The organism is Streptomyces sp. NPDC102259, from assembly GCF_044766465.1.
GTDB lineage: Bacteria > Actinomycetota > Actinomycetes > Streptomycetales > Streptomycetaceae > Streptomyces.
This window is the reverse complement of the sequence record NZ_JBIWMA010000001.1, coordinates 390,404-409,695: the sequence shown is the minus strand read 5'-3', so window position 1 is coordinate 409,695 and position 19,292 is coordinate 390,404. Positions and strand designations below refer to the sequence as shown.

At 71.9% G+C, this 19,292-nt stretch carries 12 protein-coding genes; 3 read left to right on the top strand and 9 right to left on the bottom strand.

Annotation, left to right across the window (positions count from 1 at the left end; genetic code table 11):
* Positions 1 to 73: 73 nt before the first annotated feature.
* Both ACIRPU_RS01865 and ACIRPU_RS01860 read left to right on the top strand, forming a co-directional pair.
* The gene (locus ACIRPU_RS01865; protein WP_403861553.1) at positions 74 to 1,318 is read left to right on the top strand and encodes a glycosyltransferase; all 1,245 of its coding nucleotides are present in this window, start codon (positions 74 to 76) and stop codon (positions 1,316 to 1,318) included.
* Positions 1,315 to 3,459, top strand: coding sequence for a glycosyltransferase family 1 protein (locus ACIRPU_RS01860; protein WP_403860305.1), 2,145 nt, complete (start codon positions 1,315 to 1,317; stop codon positions 3,457 to 3,459). Before ACIRPU_RS01865 ends, ACIRPU_RS01860 begins: the two co-directional genes overlap by 4 nt.
* 78 nt (positions 3,460 to 3,537) lie before the next feature.
* On the opposite strand, the gene galE is transcribed toward ACIRPU_RS01860, so the two are convergent.
* The 9 genes from galE to ACIRPU_RS01815 form a co-directional block, all read right to left on the bottom strand.
* Positions 3,538 to 4,506 carry a UDP-glucose 4-epimerase GalE gene (gene galE / locus ACIRPU_RS01855; protein WP_403860302.1) on the bottom strand — a complete coding sequence of 323 codons (969 nt, stop codon included), beginning with the start codon at positions 4,504 to 4,506 and terminating at the stop codon, positions 3,538 to 3,540.
* Between the two features lie 73 nt (positions 4,507 to 4,579).
* Complete coding sequence (locus ACIRPU_RS01850) at positions 4,580 to 5,863, bottom strand: nucleotide sugar dehydrogenase (protein WP_403860298.1); 1,284 nt, start codon at positions 5,861 to 5,863, stop codon at positions 4,580 to 4,582.
* Between the two features lie 9 nt (positions 5,864 to 5,872).
* The gene (locus ACIRPU_RS01845; protein ID WP_355701323.1) at positions 5,873 to 7,582 is read right to left on the bottom strand and encodes a glycosyltransferase; all 1,710 of its coding nucleotides are present in this window, start codon (positions 7,580 to 7,582) and stop codon (positions 5,873 to 5,875) included.
* Positions 7,583 to 7,692: 110 nt separating this feature from the next.
* Entirely contained in the window at positions 7,693 to 8,718 is a 1,026-nt protein-coding gene (locus ACIRPU_RS01840) for a Gfo/Idh/MocA family protein (protein ID WP_403860294.1), read from the bottom strand.
* Positions 8,715 to 9,830: a DegT/DnrJ/EryC1/StrS family aminotransferase gene (locus ACIRPU_RS01835; RefSeq protein ID WP_403860291.1), complete on the bottom strand. Its 1,116-nt coding sequence runs from the start codon at positions 9,828 to 9,830 to the stop codon at positions 8,715 to 8,717. Before ACIRPU_RS01835 ends, ACIRPU_RS01840 begins: the two co-directional genes overlap by 4 nt.
* 440 nt (positions 9,831 to 10,270) lie before the next feature.
* The gene (locus ACIRPU_RS01830; RefSeq protein ID WP_403860288.1) at positions 10,271 to 14,461 is read right to left on the bottom strand and encodes an Rne/Rng family ribonuclease; all 4,191 of its coding nucleotides are present in this window, start codon (positions 14,459 to 14,461) and stop codon (positions 10,271 to 10,273) included.
* 277 nt (positions 14,462 to 14,738) lie between these two features.
* Positions 14,739 to 15,503: a TIGR03936 family radical SAM-associated protein gene (locus ACIRPU_RS01825; RefSeq protein ID WP_403860285.1), complete on the bottom strand. Its 765-nt coding sequence runs from the start codon at positions 15,501 to 15,503 to the stop codon at positions 14,739 to 14,741.
* 48 nt (positions 15,504 to 15,551) lie between these two features.
* On the bottom strand, positions 15,552 to 16,682 hold the full coding sequence (locus ACIRPU_RS01820) for a hypothetical protein (RefSeq protein WP_403860282.1): 1,131 nt from the start codon (positions 16,680 to 16,682) through the stop codon (positions 15,552 to 15,554).
* Positions 16,683 to 16,762: 80 nt separating this feature from the next.
* Positions 16,763 to 17,914, bottom strand: a complete 1,152-nt coding sequence (locus ACIRPU_RS01815) for a glycosyltransferase (protein WP_403860279.1) — start codon at positions 17,912 to 17,914, stop codon at positions 16,763 to 16,765.
* A 238-nt stretch (positions 17,915 to 18,152) separates the two neighbouring features.
* On the opposite strand from ACIRPU_RS01815, the gene ACIRPU_RS01810 reads away from it, so the two are divergent.
* The gene (locus ACIRPU_RS01810; protein WP_403860275.1) at positions 18,153 to 19,250 is read left to right on the top strand and encodes a hypothetical protein; all 1,098 of its coding nucleotides are present in this window, start codon (positions 18,153 to 18,155) and stop codon (positions 19,248 to 19,250) included.
* The last annotated feature ends 42 nt before the right edge of the window (positions 19,251 to 19,292 follow it).

Below are 19,292 nucleotides of genomic sequence, written 5' to 3'. Positions count from 1 at the left end.
GGAAGGCAAGCGACCGCACGTCATCTATCTCGCCGTCGGATTCCCACCGGCAGCCAAGAGCTCCACGTACCGGATGCGCGAGACCGCCAACCAGTTCGTGAAGGCCGGCTGGGACGTCACGGTCGTCAACATCGCCCGGGAGTCCTGGGAACTCGACTCGGGCATCGACCTCTCGCTGCTGGAGCAGGTCGACCCCCGGGTGAAGATCGTCGAGCTGCCGCTGTCGCGCGACGACCTCGAGACGGACATCCGCCTCTTCGACGAGGCGCGTGCCCTCGACCCCAACGGCTGGGTCGCCAAGCTCCGCAAGCGCCAGACCGAGACGTTCCCGGAGCCCAACTTCGGTGAATGGCGCGGCGATCTGGAGCAGGCCGTGCTGCGCATCCACCAGGAGCACCCGGCGGACCTGCTGCTCGCCAGCTGCGTGCCCTACGTGAACCTCGCCGCGGCCTGGAAGCTGTGGGAGGACGCGAAGGTGCCGTACGCGGTGGACTTCCGCGACGGCTGGTCCATCGACGTCATCGACGGCGTCGAGGCCTTCGCCCGCGACTCCGCCGAGGGTCTGTGGGAACAGAAGATCCTCGACAACGCGGTGTCCCTGTGGGTCGTCAACGACCCGATCGCGGAGCACTACCGCAAGCGCTATCCCGAGTTCGCGAGCCGCGTGCACGTCGTCCGAAACGGCTACGACGCGGACAGCTCGCCGGGCCGGGCGCACAACCCCGACGCCGAGTCGGGTCTCGTCTTCGGCTACCTCGGCACGGTCAACTTCACCGTCCCGCACCTGGAGACGGTGCTGAACGCCTGGCGCGCCGCCCGCGCCAAGGAGCCGCTGCTGGCGAACGCGCGTTTCGAGCTGCGCGGCCATCTCGGCAACGGCGCCACCCGCGGGGCGAACCGGCACGCCGAGGTCTTCAAGGAGGCCGAGGCCGACGGCGTCGTCTTCGGCGGTCCCGCCGCCAAGGCCGAGGTCTCCTCGATCTACGCCCGCTGGGACGCCATGGTGCTGATCCTCATCGGCGGCCGGTTCGTCACCTCCGGCAAGGTGTACGAGTACATGGCGACCGGCCTGCCGATCGTGTCGGCGCACGCCGTCGAGCACGACGCCTCGAACGTGCTGAGGGGCCACCCGCTGTGGACCGGCGCCCCCGGCCTCGACGAGGCGGGCCTCACCGAGTCCTTCATCAAGGCCGCCCACATGGCGGTCGAGACCACCGACGAGGAGCACGCCGAGGCGATGGCCCACGCCGACCAGTTCACTCGCGAGGCGCTGATGTCCGTCGCCGTCAAGAACCTGGTCGAGGAGCTCGCCAAGTGACCGAAGTCCTGCTCGTGGCGTCCGTCAGGCCGAATTTCGGCGTGCTCGCCGACACGGTGCGCAAGTTCAACGCCCAGGGTGCGCGCGTGCACCTGGCGGGCATGTTCCACCTGGAGGCCGAGGGCGTCCCGGAAGAACTCGCCCAGGTCGAGCTGGCCGGTGCGCACCAGCTGCCGCGCACCCTCAAGCACCGCAGCCAGGCGGTACGCCGCCGGCTCGGCAAGGCCCCGCGCGGTCTGCGCAACTGGACGCAGGTGCGGAGCGATTCGTGGCTGCGCTCCCACGGCCGCAAGGCCGACGTGCTCGTCGCCCTGGACGTGGCCGCCGTGTACACGGTGTGGCGACTCGCCGAGTACAACCGCACGGCCGCGGCCAGGTTCGGGCTCGCGCCCGCGCTGAAGGCCGTCGAGGAACTGAAGGCGCAGGGCGGCGCCACGGCCCGCCACTCCACCGTCCTGCCGCCGCTGCACGCCGTCGCCCGTGACGTGAAGCGTTCGGTCGACCGGCTGCCCGCGCAGCTGGTGCGCACCGTGACCCCGCGGCCCGTGATGCGTTCGGGCGTCGGCGCCCGGCTGTGGCGCTCGGCCGTGACCGCGCCCGGCATGCCCATAAAGGTGCGCGCCGCGACCTCGCGGTACGTCGCCGAGGGCATGCAGTGGGCGGGCCGCACCAGCGGTGCCGCGCTCACCCTCGCGGACGCCGCCTCGAAGATCCCGGACCTCCAGCTGCGGGCGGACCTCTACAACGAGGGCGTCATGCAGGAGCTGAAGAAGGGCATCAGCCCCCGCTTCCTGGGCAAGGCGGTCGCGGCCCAGCTCGCGAACGCCGACGCGCTCTTCGCCGCGGGCAAGACCGACGAGGCTGCCGAGGCGCTCAACCGCACCCTGTTCCTGCACTTCCACCGGGTGCTGCACATCGACCAGTTGTCGTCGCCGCTGGCGAAGGACGCCGAGGGTTTCGTCGCCCCGCTGCACCGCTCCAAGGCGTTCCAGGCACTGAGCCGCCCGCGCGGCCGCAAGGTGCCCGCCGCGCCCGCCCCCACCGACCGCCCGCTGCGGCTGCTGGTGACGACGAGCGCCAACGACAACTTCCTGCACCTGGTCAAGGAGCACTTCGCCGATCACCCCGGCGTCGAGCTGCGCTATCTCGACCTGGCCGCGAACAAGCACCTGAAGCGGATCTCCTGGGCTGCCCCGCGCATGCTCAAGGACCGGCTGTCGGGCGACACGAGCGACTACCAGGAAGAGGTGGAGCGCCTGATGCGCCCGCACCTCGACTGGGCCGACACCGTGTTCCTGGAGTGGGCGGCCGGTCCGGCCGGCATGCTCACCACGATCGACCCGGGCGACACCCGGATCGTCGTGCGCCTGCACAGCTACGAGGCGTTCACCCGCTGGCCGCACATGACGGACTTCTCCCGGATCGACGACATGGTCTTCGTCGCCCCGCACGTGAAGGACCTGACCACCTCGCTCGTGCCGACGCTGCGCGGCGAGCAGGCCCCGCGGTTCCACCTCATCGACAACGCCATGGACCTGTCGGGCTTCAACCGCGCGAAGCCGGCCGAGGCCCGCTTCAACCTCGGTCTGGTCGGCATCAGCCAGGTCGCCAAGGACCCCAAGTGGGCCCTGGACGTCCTGGCGCGGGTCCGCAAGCACGACGAGCGCTACCGGCTGCTCCTGGTAGGCGGCGACATGGACCCGAAGACCAGCCAGGCCACCAAGGACTACCTGACCGAGTTCGAGGAGCTGCTGGCCCCGCTGGAGGAGTCCGGTGCGGTGGTCCGGCTCGGCGCGACGGACGACGTCCCGTCGAAGCTCGTCGAGATCGGTACGATCCTCAGCTCCTCGGTGCGCGAGGGCTGCCACGTCGGTCTGATGGAGGGCGCGGCCAGCGGCGCCGTCCCCGTCGTCCGCGACTGGCCGTTCTACGCGGGCAAGCCCAACAGCGCCCGCACCCTCTACCCCGAGGGCTGGGTCGTCGCCTCCCCCGCCGAGGCGGCCGAGCGGATCCTGAAGATCACGGCCACGGAGGAGACCTGGCGCGGCGCGGGCAAGCTCGCCACCGAGCACGCGCTGACCGTGTGGGACTGGCCCGTGGTGCAGAAGCACTTCGAGAAGCTGGTCCTCGACGAGAGCTGACGCGAGAGCCGACGCGGACATGAGTGAGGGCCCCCGGGATCATCCCGGGGGCCCTCACTCATACGCTCACTCGGGCGCTCACGGGTGCCGCAGCCGCCACCCGGCCCACGCCGACTCCACCATCTCGCGCACGCCGCGCTCCGCGCTCCAGCCGAGCTCGTGGTGGATGAGGTCGGCGGAGGCCACGACCCGGGCCGGGTCGCCCGGACGGCGGCCGGACACGTCGGGCCCGGTCCCCGCGCGGCCGGTGACGTCCTGGATGACGGCGATCATCTCGGCGACCGAGACGCCCTCGCCCCGGCCGATGTTGAGCACCAGCCGGGCTTCGGGGTCGGCGGCCAGCCGGCGGGCGGCCGCGACATGCGCGGCGGCGATGTCCTCGACGTGGATGTAGTCGCGGACGCAGGTCCCGTCGGGCGTCGGATAGTCGTCACCGAAGATCCGCGGCGCCTCCCCCGCCTCGAGCCGCTCGAAGACCATCGGGACGAGGTTGTAGACGCCGTCGTCGCCCAGCTCGGGCGTGGCCGCGCCCGCCACGTTGAAGTAGCGCAGCGAGGCGGTGGCCATCCCGTGCCGGGCGCCGACCGCCCCGACCAGCCACTCGCCGGCGAGCTTGGTCTCGCCGTAGGGGTTGATCGGCACGCACGGCGTCTTCTCGGTGACGAGGTCGACGTCGGGCATGCCGTACACGGCGGCGGACGAGGAGAACAGGAACCGGCCGACGCCCGCGGCGACGGCGGCGTCCAGCAGGACGCGCATGCCCTCGACGTTCTCGCGGTAGTAGTACAGCGGCCGGTCCACGGACTCGCCCACCTGCTTCTTGCCCGCGATGTGCACGATGCCGGTGACGCCGTGCTCGCGCAGCACCCGCCCGACGGTGTCGCCGTCGAGCACCGTGCCGACCTCCAGCACCACACCGTCCGGGAGCCGCTCGGCCCGGCCCGTGCTCAGGTCGTCGAGGACGACGATCCGCTCACCGGCGTCCGTCATCGCCTTCACGACATGCGAGCCGATGAAACCGGCGCCGCCCGTGATCAGCCAGGACATGGCAAAACCTTCCTGCACCAGGGCCCCGCCCCCTGATACGGGACGGGGCCACGAGGTTGTTCGGGTACGAGCGTCAGCCGCCGATGACGACGCGGCGGACGCCCTTCCAGACCTCCGGGTCCGTCGTACGGCGACCGTCGACCAGGACGGTGACGTCCGGCAGGTCGGCCGGGGTCAGCGTGCGGTACTCGGCGTGGTCGGCCTGGAGGATCGCCGCGGTGACCTTCTCGCCCGCGTGCGGGGTGAGGCCGTGGGCGGCGAGCTCCTCGTCCGTGTACATCGGGTCCGAGACGAACGGCACCGCGCCCCGCGCCTTGAGGGCCTCGACGGTCGGGAAGACACCGGAGAAGGCGGTCTCCTTCACGCCACCGCGGTAGGCGGCGCCCAGCACCAGCACGCCCACGCCGGTCAGGTCGCCGTAGGCGGCGGCCAGCAGGTCGACGGCGTACTCGGGCATCGCGGCGTTCGCCTCACGGGCCGAGCGCACCACGGTCGCGGCCGGGTCGTTCCACAGGTACATCCGCGGGTAGATCGGGATGCAGTGACCGCCGACGGCGATGCCCGGCTGGTGGATGTGGCTGTAGGGCTGCGAGTTGCAGGCCTCGATGACCTTCTTGACGTCGATGCCGTTGCTGTCGGCGAAACGCGCGAACTGGTTCGCCAGGCCGATGTTGACGTCCCGGTACGTCGTCTCGGCGAGCTTGGCCAGCTCGGAGGCCTCGGCGGTGCCCAGGTCCCACACGCCGTTGGCCTGCGGCAGGTCGGCGCGCTCGTCGAAGTCCAGCACCTGCTCGTAGAACTCCACACCGCGGGCGCTCGACGCCTCGTCGATGCCACCGACCAGCTTGGGGTAGCGGCGCAGGTCGGCGAAGACCCGGCCGGTCAGCACCCGCTCCGGGGAGAACACCAGGTGGAAGTCCTCGCCCGCGGTCAGCCCCGAGCCCTCGGCCAGCATCGGCGCCCAGCGGGTGCGGGTGGTGCCGACCGGCAGCGTGGTCTCGTAGCTGACGAGCGTGCCGGGCTTGAGACCCTGGGCGATCGCCTTCGTCGCGGAGTCCATCCAGCCGAAGTCCGGGGTGCCCTCGGCGTCCACGAACAGCGGGACGACCACGACCACGGCCTCGGACTCGGCGACGGCGGACGCGGTGTCCGTGGTCGCGCTCAGCAGCCCGGCGTCGACGGCCTGCTTCAGCTTGACGTCGAGGTCGTGCTCGCCGGGGAACGGCTCGACACCGGCGTTGACCAGCTCGACGACCTTCTCGTTGACGTCCGCGCCGATGACCCGGTGGCCCTTGGAGGCGAACTGCACGGCCAGCGGCAGGCCGATCTTGCCGAGTGCTACTACACAGATGTTCATGGAGGGTCGCTACTTCCTTTTGGAACCGGTCGGCTTCTTGGAGCCGTTCGGCTTGGACTTCTTGGTGCCGGCGGCCCGCTTCAGGCGGCCGGCCCCGGACTTCAGTTTCCGCACGAGTCTCTCCAGCCCCCGGCGGAGCACCGTGATCTTCGGCGGGTACATCTGGGCCGTGTCGATCACGACACGCCCCTTGTCGTTCACCACGGCCGACGCCCGGTAGGGATCCCCCTCCCGGCCCCACTGGCGTGCCAGCGGCATGGGCAGGTCCTTGCCCCGTACGGGAATCTCGTACGTCGAACCGGCCACGTCCAGGTATACCCGCACGCCCCGCTTCGCGGTGACGTACGCCAGCGGGATCCGGGCGTGCAGCACGGTGGCCGCGCCGTCCTCGGAAGGCTCGAACGTGACCTCGCCCACCGGCGCCGGCAGGACGTGGTCCGCCTTCAGCCGACGCGCGCCGGGCTTGTTCGCCGACTTGGGCATGGCCTTGTCGGCGAGCCGCAGCACCGCGCCGTCGACGTCGCCGAGCACCGGCACCCGCACGGACAGCGTGTAGGTGAGCGCCTCGCCCTGCTGCTCCCAGGCGGAGGCCAGCAGCTCGGTGCCCTGGGCGAGACGGCCGGGCACGGACTCCCCGACCAGCTCGTAGACCCGGTCGGCCAGGCCGATGCGCGGGTCGCGGAAGCCGGCGTACCGGGCGTAGGCGCGGTCGCCCTCGAGGACGAACGGCGGTGCCCCGTGCGCCTTCTCCGAGCTGATCGCCTCGGCGAGCTCGTCGATCGCGCCGGCCCGGGCGAGCGCGATGCGCACCCGGCGCTTGACGTCCATCGCGTCGCGGATGCCGTCGGTGAAGTAGACGTCGGCGAGCCGCGCGATGCCCGCGCAGATCTGCCGCTGGAGTTCGCGGTCCAGCCCGGGGAAGTCGTCCTGGACGAGCTTGGCGAGCTCCCAGGTGAAGTGCCGGCGCAGCAGCGCGTCCCGCTCCGGGCCCGCCTCGACGAGACCGGCCGTGAAGTCCATGATCTCGGCGGCGGCCCGCAACCGCGCCAGGTGGTCGGCGCGGTAGGTGATGTTGCTGGCGTCACCGCGCTTGACCGCGTAGTAGCAGGTGTAGTCGGCCACCACCGAGATCTTCTTCGCGCGCACGCACGCCTCGATGGTGAACGGCTGGTCGCTGCCCACGGGCAGGTGCTCGGGGAAGCGCAGCTTGTGCTTCTCGACCAGGTCCCGGCGGAACAGCTTGGTGTTGGCCAGCGTGAAGGGCAGCGCGGAGTCGTACAGGCTGACGTCCGGGTCGTTCTCCTTGTACAGCGCCTGGTGCACGTACCGGCCGTTGGTGCCGACCATCTTGCCGACCACGACGTCGGAGCCGTGCTGGTCGGCGTAGTCCACCATCCGCTCCAGCGCTTCCTCACCGAGGTAGTCGTCGGAGCCGATGAAGTACACGTAACGGCCGGTGGCCACGTCCAGCGCCCGGTTGCTGGGCGCGGCCGGGCCGCCGGAGTTCGGCTGGTGGAGCACCTTGACGGTGTCCGGGTACAGCGCGGCGAAACGGTCCAGCTCGGTGCCGCTGTCGTCGGTGGAGCCGTCGTCGACGGCGACGATCTCCAGCCGCTCACGGCCGATGCTCTGCCCGACGAGGGAGTTCAGGCACTCCGTCAGGTACGGCATCGTGTTGTAGACGGCAACGACGACGCTGACGTCAGGCGCAGCACACATTCTCCGGCTCCTGGTCTCCGACAGCCGACGGCCGGCTGGGTCCTGCGGGGAAAGTCTCACAGAACATAGGAGTCCTGCCGAGCACGCACCGTTCCCCCGATGTGTGATGCTCAGCTGCCATCTGCGGCCAGATCCTCCGGCTGAAGGGACACCGTGCGGTTGCTGGTCGCCGACTCGAGGACCGCGGCCGCCACCTCGACGGTACGCATGCCCTGGCGCAGGGTACAGATGTCGGCCTGCTTGCCGAGCACCGCGTCCCGGAACAGCTCGTGCTCGACGAGCAGCGGCTCCCGCTTCGGGATGGCGTACCGGATCATGTCGCCCTCGGACACCCCGCGGAACGCCCGCAGGGCCTCCCACTCGGTGGTCACGGCGGCGTTGGAGTGGAACGTCAGGTCGGCGGTCAGGGTGTCGGCGATGAAGCAGCCGCGCTCACCGGTGACCGAGGTGAACCGCTCCTTGAGCGGGCTCAGCCAGTTCACCAGGTGGTTGACCATGGTGCCGTCGTCGAGACGCCCCACCGCGGAGACCATGTCCTCGTGCTCACGGCCGCTCTTGGAGACGGTGTGCGCGGCGATGGACGCGTACTGGCGTCCGGTCACCCAGCCGGTGAGGTCGATGTCGTGGGTGGCGAGGTCCTTGACGACGCCGACGTCCGCGATGCGGTGCGGGAAGGGCCCCTGGCGGCGGGTGACGACCTGGTAGACGTCACCGAGCTCGCCGGCCTCCAGACGGGCGCGCAGCGACATCAGCGCCGGGTTGCACCGCTCGATGTGACCGACGCCGGCCACCAGGCCGCGCGACTCGAAGGCCTCGACGAGACGACGGGCGCCGTCGACGGTGTCCGCGACCGGCTTCTCTACCAGCGCGCACACACCCGCCTCGGCGAGCGCCAGGCCGACCGGCTCGTGCAGGGCGGTGGGGCAGGCCACGACGGCGTAGTCCACGCCGAGGGCGATGAGCTCCTCGACGGTGTTCAGGATCGGCGCGCCCTGGGCGGCGCCGAACTTGTCGCCCATCGGGTCGACGACGCCGACGAGGTCGACGCCCTCCAGACCCGACAGGACGCGGGCGTGGTGACGCCCCATGGAACCGAGGCCGACGAGTCCCGCTCGCAGCGACTTCCCGGTACTCACAGTTGCTCCCCCAGAGCATTGACGGCGGTGACGATGCGTTCCAGATCCTGGGCGGACAGGGCCGGGTGCACGGGCAGGGACACGACCTGGGCGGCCGCGCGGTCCGTCTCGGGCAGGTCCCAGTTGCGGCCCGCCTTCTGGTCCGGCTCCCAGTACGGCTTCAGCCGGTGGATGGGAGTCGGGTAGTACACGGCGTTGCCGATGCCGGCCTCGGTCAGCTTGGCCATGGCGGCGTCGCGGTCACCCAGGACCCGCAACGTGTACTGGTGGTAGATGTGCCGCGCGCCCTCGGCGACCTTCGGCGTGACCACGTTGGGCGCGGTGATGTGCTCGGTGAGGTACGCGGCGTTGGCGATGCGCTGCTCGGTCCAGCCGGTCAGCTTGCCGCGCTGGACGCGGCCGATGGCGGCGGACACGTCCGTCATGCGCACGTTGGCGCCGACGATCTCGTTGGCGTAGCGCTTCTCCATGCCCTGGTTGCGCAGCAGGCGCAGGGTGCGGGCGGTCTCCGCGTCCCCGGTGGAGATCATGCCGCCCTCGAGGCTGTGCATGTTCTTCGTCGGGTAGAAGCTGAAGGTGCCCGCGGCGCCGAAGGCGCCGACCGGGGTGCCGTGCAGGGCGGCCGCGTGGGCCTGGCAGGCGTCCTCGATCACGGCGAGCCCGTGCCGCTCGGCGATCGCCATGATCTTGTCCATGGCGGCCGGGTGCCCGTACAGGTGCACCGGCATGATCGCGGCGGTGCGCGGCGACAGGGCGGCCTCGACCGCGGCCGGGTCCAGGCAGTACGTCTCCGGGTCGATGTCGACGAAGACCACGTCGGCGCCGACCAGCCGCACCGCGTTGGCGGAGGCGGCGAAGGAGAACGACGGCACGATGACCTCGTCGCCCGGGCCGAGACCGAGGGCGAGGAGCGAAAGGTGCAGCGCGGAGGTTCCGGAGTTGACCGCGACGCAGTGACGCCCGTCGACGAGCTCCGAGAACTCCTCCTCGAAGGCGGCCACCTCGGGCCCTTGGACGACCATGCCGCTGCGCAGCACGCGCACCGCGGCCTCGATCTCCTCCTCGCCGATCACGGGTTTGGCGGCCGGTATGAACTCATGGGCGTCGGTCATCGACATCCCCTCCTCTACGGCGACCTCTTAGCCGCACCACGTCATGCATGGTCGGGAAGAGACCGTGTCGATGCTCAGCACGGCCGCATCCCTGGTTGTCCGCCGATGCCGGTGAGCGGGGCGGACGGGTTGTACACAGGACCCCGCGCCCTGAGGGCTCTTTGCGGGAAGTCAGCCGTGTCCGGTTGGAAGACCGGTTGTGCTCATCGGCCGGGATCACGGTGTGCATGTCTTTGACCACCGGGACCACGGTGCACGTTACCAGCACGCGGACGGCGATTTTCCCCAGGGTTACCACAGTGAAACTCACGGAGAGCGTGCGCTCCATCACAAGCGGGAACGGGACAACACAGAGTAACTCGCTGCTGAACGCAATGCGACGCGGGCACCCGGAGGATACCGGGTGCCCGCGTCGCATCAGAGGCGGAGCGAAGCGGAGGTCACTCCTCCGTCGAGGCCGAGACAGAGGGCTGGCTCTGCTCGGCCGCCGACGTCGTCGTCTTCGACACCGCCTTCGCGGCCTTCTTCGCCGTCGTCTTCTTGGCGACGGTCTTCTTCGCCGTCGTCTTCTTCGCCGCCGCCGTCTTGGTGGCGGCCTTCTTCGCCGTGGCCTTCTTCGCCGTCTTGCGGGCGGCCGTCTTCTTCGCCGGAGCGGCCTCCGCCTCCTCGGCGGGCGCCTCGGCCACCTCGACGACGGTCTCCGCCACGGTCTCCGGCACGACCGACGGCACGACCACGACGGCCGTCTCCTCGGACGCGGTCGGCGCGGTGGCCTTGCGCACGGCACGGCGCCGCGGGCGGGCCGGAGCCGCGCTCTCGACGACGGGCTCGGCGGCCTGCTCCGCCTCGGGCTGCTCCACCGGAGCGACCTCTGCGGCCGGGGCCGGCGCGACCGACGGCTCGGCGACCGTCAGTACGGCGGCCTCCGCCCCGGCGGGCGAACCGGCCGGCGCGGACACCTTGCGGGTGGCGCGACGACGGGCCCGGCCCTTGGGCGCGGCCTCGTCGACGACCGGAGCCTCGACGACGGCAGCCTCGACGACCGGGTCCTCGACGGCGATCGGCGCGGCCTGCGCGGTGACCGCCTCGGCCGGCTGCACCGGACGCTCGGCCTCCGCCTCGGCGGTGACCTCCTGCGCGGTGGGCGCCTCGACGGGCTCCTCCTCGGCGCTCGCCTCGAAGCCACCCGCCCTGCGCGACGCGCCGCCCCTCGGCGCAACCGCCGGAGCGGACGCCCGGCGGCTCGCCCGGCGGCGGCCCCGGCCACGCGTGGCAGCGGCCTCCGCCTCGGCGATGCTGCTGTACAGCTCCTCGTCCGCCGCGAACTCGGGGGCCGCGAGCGCGACCGGCTCGGCCACCTCGGCGGCCACCTCGGCCTCGCTCTCCGCCTCCTGCTCGACGCCCACGTACGGTTCGACGACATCGGCCGTCACCGTCTCGTGCTCGTGGTCGTGGTCGTGGCCCTGTCCGTCGCCACCGCGGCCGCGCTTCTTGCGCTTGCCGCCGCCACCGACCGCGGTCGGCTGCTCCATGTGGACGATGACCCCGCGCCCGTTGCAGTGCACGCAGGTCTCGGAGAACGACTCCAGCAGCCCCTGGCCCACCCTCTTACGGGTCATCTGCACGAGCCCCAGCGAGGTCACCTCGGCGACCTGGTGCTTCGTGCGGTCACGGCCCAGGCACTCCAGCAGGCGCCGCATCACCAGGTCCCGGTTGGACTCCAGCACCATGTCGATGAAGTCGATCACGATGATGCCGCCGAGGTCGCGCAGCCGCAGCTGGCGCACGATCTCCTCGGCCGCCTCCAGGTTGTTCCTGGTGACCGTCTCCTCGAGGTTGCCGCCCTGACCGGTGAACTTGCCGGTGTTGACGTCGACGACGATCATCGCCTCGGTCCGGTCGATCACCAGCGAACCGCCGCTGGGCAGCCAGACCTTGCGGTCCAGCGCCTTGGCGAGCTGCTCGTCGATCCGGTACGTGGCGAAGACGTCGACCTCGGAGGTCCACCTCGACAGCCGGTCGGCCAGGTCGGGCGCGACGTGCGAGACGTACCCGTGGATGGTCGACCAGGCCTCGTCACCGCTGACGATGACCTTGGAGAAGTCCTCGTTGAAGATGTCGCGCACGACCCGGACGGTCATGTCCGGCTCGCCGTACAGCAGCGTCGGGGCGTTGCCGCCGTTCTTCGCCTTCTTCTGGATGTCCTCCCACTGCCCCTGCAGACGCTCGACGTCGCGGCGCAGCTCGTCCTCGCTCGCGCCCTCGGCGGCGGTGCGCACGATGACGCCCGCGTCCTCGGGGACGATCTTCTTCAGGATCGTCTTCAGCCGGGCCCGCTCGGTGTCGGGCAGCTTGCGGCTGATGCCGGTCATCGAGCCCTCGGGCACGTACACGAGGTAGCGGCCCGGGAGCGAGACCTGGCTGGTCAGCCGGGCGCCCTTGTGGCCGATCGGGTCCTTCGTCACCTGGACGAGGACCGGCTGACCCGACTTGAGGGCGGCCTCGATGCGACGCGGCCCGTTGGCCATGCCGAGCGCCTCGAAGTTGACCTCGCCGGCGTACAGGACGGCGTTGCGCCCCTTGCCGATGTCGATGAAGGCGGCCTCCATCGACGGCAGCACGTTCTGGACCTTGCCCAGGTACACGTTGCCGACGTAGGAGGTGGCCTGCTCCTTGTTGACGTAGTGCTCGACGAGCACGTTGTCCTCGAGGACGCCGATCTGGGTGCGCTCGCCGCTCTGGCGGACGACCATCACGCGCTCGACGGCCTCGCGGCGGGCCAGGAACTCGGCCTCGGTGATGATCGGCACCCGTCGGCGGCCCTGCTCACGGCCTTCCCGGCGGCGCTGCTTCTTGGCCTCGAGACGGGTCGAGCCCTTGATGGACTGCACCTCGTCCGACGGCTCGGAGGGCTTGCGCGGCTCACGGACCTTGACGACCGTGCGCTCCGGGTCCCCGTCGCCCGCCTCGGCGTCGGGAGAGGAGTCACCGGCACGACGACGCCTGCGACGGCGACGACGGCTGCCGGCGGTGGAGCCACCGGCCTCCTCCTCGGCGTCCTCCGCGTCCTCGTCCTCCTGCTCGACGGTGTCCTCGGCGTCCTGCGCGGCCTGCTCGGCGGCGAACTCGTCGGACTCGGCGTCCCCCTCGCCGTCGGCGGCATCGCCACGACGACGGCGACGGCCGCCACGACGGCGACGGCGGCGCGACCCGGTCTCCTCGGTCTCGTCGTCACCGTCGACGACGTCCTCGGCCTCGTCGGCCTCCTCCGGCTCGGTCTCCGACTCGTCCGCGGCGGCGGGCGCGGCGGGCACGACGGCCGCGGCGGTCCGGCCGGTCTCGGCCTCCTCGCCGAAACCGGATCCCCGGCGACGACGGCGACGACGCGACCCGGTCGGCTCCTCCGGAGCCTCCTGAGCGACCTCGACTTCCTCGACTTCCTCGGGCTCCTCGGTCTCCGGCACCTCGGTCCCGGCGGCGGCAGCCTCGGCTGCGGCCCGCTGCGGCGTCTGGAACTGCGGCTCGGCGAACACGGGCGCCTGGAACACGGCGACCGCGGGCCGCGCCGGGCGACGCGGCGCGTCGGCCTCCGCGCTCTCCTGCGAGGGCGCGGAGAAACCTACGGCGGCCCGACGGACCACACGACGGCGCCCACGACGGGAACCGGCGTCCTCGTCGGCCTGAGCGGACTGCTCGGCCTGAGTGGTCTGAGTGGTCTGAGCGGTCTCGGCGGCGGGCGTGGCCTCGGCCGCAGCGGCGGGAGCCTCGGGAGCCTTCGCCTCCTCGGCGGGGGCGACGGCAGCGCTGACGGCCGGCTCGGGAGCCTCGGCCTCGGCGGCGGGCGCGGTCACCCGACGCGTGGCGCGACGGCGGGTCCGGGGAGCGGGCTCGGCGGGCGCCTCGTCGGTCACGGCCGGAGCCTCGGCGGCGACGGCGGGCGTCTCGGTCTCGGCGGCGACGGCGGGCGTCTCGGCCTCCGGGGCACCGGCGGGCGCGGTCGCCCGACGAGTGGCCCGGCGCCGCGTACGGGGCGTGGCCTCGGCGGGCGCCTCGTCGGCCGGCGGGGCGACGGGCTCGGACTCCGCGGCGGGCTGCGCCACGGCCGCGGGCTCGACGATCTCGGCCGGAGACTCGGACGGTGTGGTCACGCGACGCGTGGCCCGGCGACGGCTACGGCGAGGAGCGGCGTCCTCGGCGGGGGCTTCCTCGGCCGGGGCTTCCTCCACGGCGGGCGCGCTCACCTCGGCGGCGGCCACGGGCAGAACGGTCTCGGCGGCCTCGTCGGCGGCCGGAGCGCCAGCGGGAGCGGAGGCACGGCGGGTGGCACGGCGCCGGGTACGCGGCGCGGCCGCTACGGCTTCCTCGGCCTCGGTGTCGGCGGTGCCGCCGGCCTGAACGGCATCGGCGGTCTCGGCGGCCTCGTCTTCGAGGGCCTCCTTCGCCAACTGCTCGGCGGACTCCACGGCCGGTATGGCCGGCGTGGTGGTCTCGGCCGAGGCGTCGGCGGCGGCGACCGGCGGACCCGCCGGCCGGGAAGCGGCACGGCGCCGACGACGCGGCGGCAGGGTGTCGCTGGGGGTGTTCGCTTCGGAGTTCGTTGCGGACTCTGCGGATTCGGTTGGCTCGAGCATGCGGGCGTTTCTCCCGTCAGGCTCCCGGGCGCCGCACCTGGTCCGGCGCCGATCACTAGGGATCGATCGCCGTTGACGTCCGCGGCTCGCGCGATGCGCGGTGCCGCCGTCCGGGGCGCGGGCGCCGCACGGGAGCTCTCTGTGTCCTGTCTCGCCGGTTCCGTACGCCGAATGCGCACGGCCTGGCGAAAGTCTTCTGGTCGGTTCGCCGCCCGACCCAGGTGGCTCCCGAGTACCAGGGCGGCGCTACGACGTGCGTTCCTTCGCGGAACCTTCCCTACGCGGGCGCCTCCGCGGCGGCAGCGGGATCGGCCGTTGTGGGGGCCTGAGCTGCCTCGCGGTCGGGCGCGAGCGGGTCGGTCACCGTGCCGGTCTCTTCATCGAGCAGCCCCTGCGCCAGCCTGGTCACCGCTACGGGGACCGGCGGCGCCAGGTCGGCCACGGCGCGAAGACCGGACAGGACGTCGTCGGGTCGTACGGCAGGCGTCACGTGCCGAACAACCAGCCGCAGTATCGCACAGGGCTGGTCCGTCGGCCTATCAGCAGGTTCACTGTGCGTCTCGAGTCGGACGACGGCGGCGCGGGCGTCGAAGGTACGGACGCCGTTCTTGGCCATGCGCTGCACCTCGACGGCGTCGGCCTTGTTGAAGGCTTCCACCGCGCGATCGGCGTCGGCCGGGTCCACCCCGTCCAGCCGCAGCTCCCACACGGAGGCCGTCAGCCGGTCGGCGAGTCCCGAGGTCCGGACCTCGACCGCGTCGACGACGTCGAGCCCGGTGGGCATCGACTCGTCGAGGAGGATTCTCAGCTTCTCCGGGTCACGCGCCTCGGTGAGCGCGATCTCCAGATACTCCGCCTCACTGCCCGTGCCGGTGGCTGCGGCATTGGCGTACGACACCTTCGGATGCGGCGTGAACCCCGCCGAGTACGCCATCGGCACCTCGGCACGGCGCAACGCGCGCTCGAAGGCGCGCTGGAAGTCACGGTGGCTGGTGAACCGGAGGCGGCCGCGCTTGGTGTAGCGCAGTCGGATGCGCTGCACCGCGGGTGCGGGCGGCGGGCCTTCGGGCTGTCGCTTGCCCAGTGTCGTTCAGTCCTTCGTGAGAGCGGTCGTACTCCTACCAAGAGTACGTGTCTCGCCCCCCGATGGTTCCCGCCGGCCGACCGGCTCCCGCTCGCGCGACTCCCCGAAGAGCATCCGCCGCACGTCCGCGCGGGCCTGCCGGGCCGTCTCCCGGGCGGCGGCCAGGGTCTGCCGGGTGGCCCGGCCCACGCTGCGCGCGGCCCGCGCGGCGGGACGCAGCACGGCGTCCCGGACCAGATGCCCGACCGGCGTGAGGACGGTCCGGTACGCCCAGCGCACGGGCTCGACGAAGACCCACCGCAAGAGGGTCCCGAGGTACCGTCCCACGGCCTGTGAGATCCGCCCGGCGATCCGCCAGGCATGCCCGAGGGCTTCCCCCACCTCGCGCGCGACGACCGCCAGGAAGCGGCCGACGGGGGCGAGCACCCAGCGCCACAGGGCGAGCACCGGCAGCACGACCAGGATCCGGGCGGTCCAGTACAGGACCACGCCGATCCCCGTGACGAGCAGCGTCAGGAGCCGCCACACCCCCCGCGCGCACCAGGCGATCGCCCGCCCGACCGGCGCGAGGATCCACCGGTGGACCCAGCGGGCCGGAACGACGACGAGGTACCGCACCAGCCACGCCACGGCGGTGTACGCGCCGACGCCGACGGCGGCAAGAATGGCCCCGATCCCCTTCAGCAGCCACCGGCCCGCATGCCCGACCGGAGTCAGCACGCGCGCGTACACCCACGCCAGCCCGGCCCCGATCCCGCGCGCCAGCCACGCGACGCCGTGCCCGACCGGAGTCAGGACGTACCGGTAGGACCACACCACCGGCACCACGAGCAGCATCTGTACGAGCCACCCGAGTGCCCTGCCCGAGGGGACGACGACGTATCGCCACAGCCCGATCAACGGCAGGACGAACAGCGCCTTCCCGAGCCACAGCAGGGCCCGCCCCAGCGGCCGGAGCACCGTGTCCCGGAGGAACCGCCCCATGACGACGAGCGCGTCCCACGCCATCCGCACGGGCAGGACCAGCACGAGCACGACGATCCGCACGGGCAGCCGGATCGCCACGACGAGACACCCCTCGGGCTCCCGCACGGGCGGCTGCGTCGACGGTCCGGCGGGCGGTTTCTCCAGGTCCATAACGACGTAGACGCTACAACCGCCGCGGTGGATGCGCTGCTGAGGGTGTGTCAGGGGGCTGAGGGCGTGTCAGGGGCGGGCTACTTCTTCCGGGGCCGCGCCGCCTTCCCCGCCCGGGACGCCTTCGGGCGGCGTTCCGGACCGGCCGGACGGGGGACGGCCTTGACGTGGGGCGCGGAGAACTCACGGTTGACCTCCGTCTGGCGGCGGACGGCAGCGGGCAGGTCCGGCATCGCCAGCAGCGTGTCGCACGCCCGGACGGCGACCGGGTGATCGCCCACCCAGTAGGCGCAGATGGAGAACTCGAAGAGCAGGCCCCAGCGGTACACCCAGGACCTGGTGAAGAGCAGGTCGTCGGGCTCGCCCCTGCCGACGACCGCGCCGAGCAGGGCGTACGCGGTGTGGTAGCGGCTGCGCAGACGCAGGCGCGAGGCCATCTCGTAGACGGCTTCGAGACGGGCCGGGCGGGACTCCCAGGCCCGGGAGAACGCGTTCATGGCTCCGGGCCAGTCGTCCGTCTTCTCCGCCCGCAGGATCCCGGCCTCCAGGAGCGAGCAGTAGACCTCCTCGCCCCAGCCGCCCAGCTCGGCACGCCGCTCGTACAGGGCGATCGCCTCGTCCGCGTGGCCCAGGTCGCGCTCGGTGTTGGCCAGGTAGAAAACGGTGCGCGGATTGGCGGGGTCGCGCTCCAACTCGCCCCGCAGCAGGCGTGCGTCGCGCTCGAACTTGTCGCTGCGGCAGCCGCCGTCGGCGTGGTCCTCGATGACGAGGGCGTCGAGGTTCTCCTGCCGGTCGGGGCCGTCGGTGCACGGGTACTCGTGGGTGACGCCCTCGTAGCGCCAGGCCCGGTCGCCCCGCATGAGGTGCTTGAAGCGGTGCTGGGTGCCCGGGGTGTCGTAACGCAGCATGTACGAGCCCGCCGTCAGCCGGGGCAGCGGCGCGTCCCGGCGCATGACGTGGTCGGCGTCGAGAGTGAGCAGGTAGTCGGCCTTGCCGCGGGCGTGCTGGATGTTCAGCGTCCGGTTGTGCCCGAAGTCGACCCACGGCTCCTCGTGGAGCTCGCCCGGAATGCCGTCCAGCACCTTGCGGATCAGATCCTGCGTGCCGTCCGTCGAGCCGGTGTCGGAGATCACCCAGTAGTCGATGAGGGGCCGTACGGACTCCAGGCAGCGCTCGATCACGCGCGACTCGTCCTTGACGATCATGCACAGGCACAGGGTCTGGTGGGTCACGGGCGTCAACGTGACACAGGTCCGCTCCCCGGCCGCCCGCTCCACGCCCGGAATACCCCATCAGCACGCATCGATTAGTCCGATATGTCTATAAAAACTATCTTTTGGACCTTGTGCCTCGCGTGAACCGGTCCGCTCAGGTCAAGCTCGCCCTCAGGTTCGGGGAGCGCCCGGACCGAACGATGCAAGGAGCACGAAAATGCGACCTGAGTTCGGACCGTACTCCCTCCTTGGTCCGGTGGCCCGACACAGATGCAAGCAGGCCGGCATGGTGGCCTCGCTCGCCGTGGTCCTGGCGGCCGGCGTGATCAGCCCGGCCGCGGCGGCGGCCCGCAGTGTCACCGACCGAGTACAGGCGGAACTCCCCTCCCTCGGCGACAAGTGCAAGCCGGGGCACCACAAGCCGGGGCACCACAAGTCGAGGGCGATCGAGGCCGGCGGCAACGACAAGTGCCAGGGCCCGACGGGTCCCACCGGCCCCAAGGGTCCCAAGGGCCCCAAGGGCGACAAGGGAGCCACCGGCGCGACGGGCCCCACCGGTGCCACGGGCGCCCAGGGCGAGCAGGGCGAGCAGGGTGATCCGGGCGACATGGGCGACACGGGAGCGACCGGAGCCACGGGCGCAACCGGCAGGCCAGGCGTCCACGGCGTCACCGGAGCCACCGGCGCAACCGGCAGGCCGGGCATCCACGGCGTCACCGGAGCCACCGGAGCCACCGGTGCGGACGGCATCGCCGGCGTGACGGGAGCCACCGGAGCGGACGGCGTCACCGGAGCCACCGGCGCCACCGGAGCCACCGGTGCCACCGGTGCGGACGGCGTCGACGGAGCGACGGGAGCCACCGGCGCCACTGGCACGAACGGCGTCGACGGAGCCACCGGGCCGACGGGTGCGACCGGAGCCACCGGGGCGACGGGCCCCTGCTCCGACATCGACGCCGCGCAGGACTCCAACAACTTCGAGCTGAGGGTCGCGCTGACCGGCGGATCCACCTTCGCGGGCATCCACGACCTCCGCGGCACCGCGCCCCGCCCGTTCCTGTGGACGGACCTCAGCACCCACGCCAACTACCCCGCGGGCGGAGTGGACGCCGACGGACGTGACGTCGGCTTCGTCTGCGGCGCCGCCGTCAACGGGCACGACGCCAATACCGGGAACCCCATCAAGTTCGACGTCGTGACCACCACCGGCCAGGTCTGGGAGACCACCTGCATCGCGGTCGCCGGCACCAACCCGGCCACTCTGAACTGCAACGACACCGTCACCGGCGTGCCCAACCCCTGGACCAAGGTGACCCTGCAACCGTTGGCGACCGTCATCAACGGCGGCTCGTGACGGATCCCGCACCACGCTGAACGCGATGCCCGGAGGTCCGCC